Here is a 4,890-nt window from a genome sequence, read left to right on the forward strand (position 1 = left end):
AAGTGAGATGTAAAAAGAAGAAAGACCCAGGCGATAGTGCAGGCTACTAAGTTGTGCGCCTGGCATGACTCAGCAAACCTGCGTACACAGTCGCCTCGAGGTGCCCGCCACCAGTCCCCCGGGATCCAACGGAGACTTTCGGTAGCCGCGGTGGGTGCGCGCTAAGAGAGCGTGCGCCATAGCGGTGTGGTGCCGCGCACCGCGGCAGGAGGGGCGGGGCCGGAGCAGTACCGGCCCCGCCTGCGTTCTAGAGGAGCCCGTGCATCCTAGAGGAGTCCCAGGCCGCACTCGGCCAGGTACTCGCGCATCTTGATTGCGTTGGGCTTGGGGAACTCGGGCGGGCAGGGGTAGCAGTCCTGCTCGCAGATCACGTAGAGCTCTTTGTCGAGGGCTGCGAGCGAGTCAATGAACGACTTCATCTCAGGCAGGCCGGCCGGTGGACGGACGGATGCACCCTTGGCAACTGCCTCGCCGAACGGCCAATCCTTCTCGTGCGCCTCGCGGGTAATGTCCTCATCGAATGCCTTGATGTGGACGTAAGTGATCCGCTCGGGGTACTTCTCTACGAGTTCGACCGGGTCGCCACCGCCATAAACAATATGACCGGAGTCGAGGCAGAGGTTGACGTACTTGGGATCGGTTGCATCGAAGATCTTTGCGATCTCTTCGGGCGTCTCAATGTGGGAGTCACCGTGGGGGTGGAGAACCATCTTCAGGCCGTACTCGTCGAGCAGCATGGCGCCGAGCCTGTTGGCGTTTTCGACATAGAGGTTCCAGGCCTTGTCGGAAAGGACGCGATCATCGGTCCACTCCCACGTCTTGTCGTCGCGGTAAAGCGGGGGCAGGTGCACGATGTATTCGGCACCAACGGCAGCGTGCGTTTCGGCAATCTCGCGGAACGTCTTCTCGGTCTCGGCCCAGGCCTCTTCCTTGTGGAGGATGCCCCAGCCGGTGCCGGCAACGATCTTCATACCACAGTCATCGGCCCAGGACTGCAGTTCCTTTGGATCCTTCGGGAAGTATCCGTACGGACCGGTCTCGAGGACCTCGAATCCCGCCTCTGCCATTTCCTGCATGGCCTGGCGGGGATCCATCTGCTTCTCGTCTTCAGGGAACCAAACACCCCACTGATCGGGGCATACGCCAATCGTCAGCTTGGAGTACTTCGGATCCTTCGTGTTCTTCGCCTTCGAAGTCATGTCAAACACCCATTTCTCGTCGTGGCTCGCCGTCTTTGGCGCGCTCCAAATAGTGTAAAACAACCTCCCGAGAGAAATCAAGAGAATTGACCTAACAAATTCACCCAATTTCCGCTTTCCGTTCAGGACATTCGCAAAACCGTGACCTAAGTCCGCCCCACCAAATCCATGGAACGCATGACGGCCAGCAAACTTTCAAGACTTTGCCCATCTTGCGCAAACGTGTCGCCAATTTGTTTTGTCCTAACAACTAAGAACATTCTACTTCGGCTAATTCTAGCGCCTTTAAGAGATTCCCATTTGCAAAGTTGATGTAAGCCACTGCAATTTAACTTGCAGTACTAACAAATGGGTCTTATGCTTGAAGTGTTCCAACAAGGGACCGGTCCAAACGGGCCGAGCACACGGATGTGCAGAGCAGCCATCCGCAGCTCTGCACCGAAAATGAAAAGGATCGAAAATTATGTCGAGCATTATCGAAGCTCACGCTTACGCCCAGTCTTTCGAAGCATCTGACGCTACCGTCACCAACTCTGCCGCTCAGTTCTCGGCTCTGTTGATCTTCCTGGTTGTTATGACTCTTGCCGCAGTTGTCGGCGTTGCCTTCTCCGCACCGATCGTCACGATCGCTGCTGGCCTTATCACCGCTGTCGCAGTTCCCGTCATTGTCCTCTCGACCATGGACACCGACAACTAACAGCGGCTGGCGACAACCGTGGGCAATCACTGCAATGCATTTACGCTCGCACGGATCTCACGCAGTTAAGAACCGAATCTGTCGCAACCTTTCACGGCTTTACAGCCCGGCCCGTCGAGCCTATCGGCAACTGATTAAGAAAAGGAGTACGCATGTCGACCATGACCCTGAATGGATACGCGCCGACCGAGACCGCGTACCAGAAGTCCGTAGACCACCGTGCAGCAGCCCTTCCGGCTCTCATTGCCACAATGTTCTTGCTGATGATGGTTGCTTTCACGGGTGTTGTTCTTTCCAACCCGCTATTGACTATCCTTGCCGGTTTCTGCACCGTGCTGACGGCACTCACTGCCGTCTTCTCGCTCCCCTGCAGGAGCGCATAATCCTGTAAGGCCATCGGCCACCATAAACTTCAGCGTGGGCCCCGTTCAGTGTGAACGGGGCCCACGGCTTTCTATTGCAGCGGTGTTACGCGACTGCTTTTATCCGCCCACCCACACGAGAAGGATGGGATTCTTTTGCGGCACCTGTTCGTGTCGGCGTTCTTCCCTTGGGAACTGGCTCGACAAACATGTACCAACAGACCTTGGCTACAGGCTCATGTCGACGACTGCGCGGCCGAGGATCTTGCCCTGGGCGAGCAGGTCGTATCCTTCTGCAACATTCTCAAGCGAGTAATGCTGGGAGACGATGTCCTTGTAGTTGATGATGCCGTGGGAGGCGAGATCGATCGTTGCGGGCAGATCGTGGCGGGTGCGAGCTCCGTAGGAGCCGATGATCGACTGCGAACGGCGGACCGTGCGGTTGATCTCCACGTCGGCGGTCTGTACGCCGGCACCGAGGCCGATCGGCACCATGCGGCCACCGTCCTTCAGTGCAGCAAGAGCAGACTGCCATGTTTCCGGGCGTCCGAGGGCCTCGAAGGCCACGTCCACTCCCCTGCCACCGGTGTACTCAAAGACCTTCTCGCGCACGTCTTCCTTCGTGGAGTTGATCGTGTGCGTGGCGCCGAGGGCGCGTGCCGCTTCGAGCTTGTCGTCGGCAACATCGATTGCAATGACGTGCTTCGCACCAAAGGCACGGGAGATCTGAATGATATTGGAGCCAACGCCACCCGTGGCGACAACGGCAACGGACTCGCCGTGGCGAACGTCAGCACCGCGGCGCACGGCGCCGTAGGCGGTGAGAACTGCACAGCCAATGATGGCTGCCGCAACGGGGTCGACATTGTCCGGGATCGGTGCAACCGAGGTCGAGGGGATGACGCAGTACTCGGCAAGAGCCCCCATGGAGTACTGGGCGATCTCTTCACCGTCGAGACCGAAGAGGCGGGTCTGACCGTCGTAGAGCTGACCCTTGAGACGGTTCATGTCAAAGAACGGACCGCACAGATCGTCGCGGCCCTCGGAACAGGCGGAGCACTGACCACAGGGCATGAGGAATGCACCGGAAACGTTCTGCCCAACCTCGAGGCCGGTGTGCTCGTTGCCGGGGCCGACCTCGACAATTTCACCGGATACTTCATGGCCGAGAACCGCGGGGAGCGGGAAGGCAATGTCACCGTGAATGACGTGGAGGTCGGAGTGGCACATGCCGCAGGCCCGTACCTTAACGAGGACCTCTCCTGTTCGTGGGCGGGGAGTGCGAATCTCCTCGACCTGAAGGCCCTTCTTCACATCGCGAAGGACCGACGCTTTCATAGTTTCGGGAATCTGGACCGACATATTTCCTCCATTGGAAATCTCTTGGGGCTAGCGACCTGCTCGTGCCTTACCAACAGTGTAGACTCGTTTGTAAGGCCAAATCTAGGCCTTTGTGCTTACAAATTGCCGACATTTAGTAGAAAGCTTGGGTGATCGAGTGATTATTCCGGATCTGGCTCCTCTTGCATGGGCTGGCCTCGTGTTCGCCACGCTCTTCGTCGGTATCGGCAAGACCGCACTTCCGGGAATCGTCACCCTCTCTGTCGCGATCTTTGCGGCGATACTGCCAGCCCGCGAATCAACGGCGGCGCTCCTGATCCTGCTTCTCGTCGGAGACCTGATAGCGGTCTGGATCTACGCGAAGGATGCTGACTGGGCAATACTGAAGAAGCTCATCCCCTCCGTCGTTGTCGGCGTGGCGCTGGGAACGGCCTTCCTTTATTTCGTCAGCGATGGAGTCATGCGCCGCTCGATCGGCATCATCCTTCTCATCCTCACTGCGCTCACTCTTCTACTCATGAGGCGAGGAACGGCGGAAACCATCAAGGAGTTCTTTGCTCGCAGGTCGATCCGCTCCCTCTACGGGGCGCTTGGCGGGTTTACGACGATGGCGGCGAACTCGGGCGGCCCCGTCATGAATCTCTACTTCATTGCCTCCGGTTTCGACATGAGGCGGTTCCTCGGAACCCAGGCCTGGTTCTTCTTCACCGTCAATGTCATCAAGCTGCCGTTCTCCGCTGGTATCGGCCTCATGACATCCGAGGTCCTCTCCATCGCCGCCCTCATGATCCCCATTGTCATCGTCGGTGCCATCATCGGGCGGCTTATCGTCAAGCGCATCAACCAAAAACTCTTCAACGCGATCATCATCGGCCTGACCATCGTCTCTGCCGTCTACCTGGTGTTCTAAACACCTATCTAGCTTTTAAACCCCGTACCTGCATGGCGTCTTAAGCCCGAATTGAGTTGCCCTCAAGGCTCTTCCGCGTCGATACCAGGAGGTCTTCGACTCATTGTTCCAGCTCAGTTGCAAGGATTCTCCGAGACTCTTTGGCCCACGACGGGAACGTTGACCGGGCGCAGGCTTCGTGCAGAGCAACGAGCGGAGCAGCAACGCGATCAACGAGCTTCTCCGCTTCCGAGGTCGCCCCGTATGAATTCCTGAAGGCAGCGGCTGCTTCTAGCTCAAGTGACGAGCAAAAATTTCGAACATCCACATACGCATAGCCCTGGCCCAGCAGGTCGTAGTCGACCATCATGGCAGCAGTTCGATCCCTCGAAACCACGAGGT

Annotated in this window: 6 protein-coding genes; 3 read left to right on the forward strand and 3 right to left on the reverse strand. The window is 57.8% G+C overall.

Features of this window, described 5'->3' with window-relative positions; all coding sequences use genetic code 11:
- Window positions 1–266: 266 nt before the first annotated feature.
- Window positions 267–1,199: a sugar phosphate isomerase/epimerase family protein gene (locus tag ACTHUY_RS11360; protein ID WP_441678901.1), complete on the reverse strand. Its 933-nt coding sequence runs from the start codon at window positions 1,197–1,199 to the stop codon at window positions 267–269.
- A 463-nt stretch (window positions 1,200–1,662) separates the two neighbouring features.
- On the opposite strand from ACTHUY_RS11360, the gene ACTHUY_RS11365 reads away from it, so the two are divergent.
- Together ACTHUY_RS11365 and ACTHUY_RS11370 are read left to right on the forward strand one after the other, a co-directional pair.
- Window positions 1,663–1,896, forward strand: coding sequence for a hypothetical protein (locus tag ACTHUY_RS11365; RefSeq protein ID WP_441655665.1), 234 nt, complete (start codon window positions 1,663–1,665; stop codon window positions 1,894–1,896).
- Window positions 1,897–2,048: 152 nt separating this feature from the next.
- Complete coding sequence (locus ACTHUY_RS11370; RefSeq protein WP_441655666.1) at window positions 2,049–2,279, forward strand: hypothetical protein; 231 nt, start codon at window positions 2,049–2,051, stop codon at window positions 2,277–2,279.
- Between the two features lie 207 nt (window positions 2,280–2,486).
- Here ACTHUY_RS11370 and ACTHUY_RS11375 read toward each other — a convergent pair whose 3' ends face one another.
- Entirely contained in the window at window positions 2,487–3,620 is a 1,134-nt protein-coding gene (locus tag ACTHUY_RS11375) for a zinc-binding dehydrogenase (RefSeq protein ID WP_441678903.1), read from the reverse strand.
- A 136-nt stretch (window positions 3,621–3,756) separates the two neighbouring features.
- Here ACTHUY_RS11375 and ACTHUY_RS11380 point away from each other — a divergent pair, with 136 nt between their 5' ends.
- Window positions 3,757–4,509, forward strand: a complete 753-nt coding sequence (locus ACTHUY_RS11380) for a sulfite exporter TauE/SafE family protein (protein ID WP_228201577.1) — start codon at window positions 3,757–3,759, stop codon at window positions 4,507–4,509.
- A gap of 100 nt (window positions 4,510–4,609) precedes the next feature.
- Here ACTHUY_RS11380 and ACTHUY_RS11385 read toward each other — a convergent pair.
- Window positions 4,610–4,890: hypothetical protein (locus ACTHUY_RS11385; RefSeq protein ID WP_441678905.1), on the reverse strand; the 281-nt coding region annotated here is incomplete at its 5' end.

It is taken from the genome of Flaviflexus sp. (assembly GCF_052087705.1).
GTDB lineage: Bacteria > Actinomycetota > Actinomycetes > Actinomycetales > Actinomycetaceae > Flaviflexus > Flaviflexus ciconiae.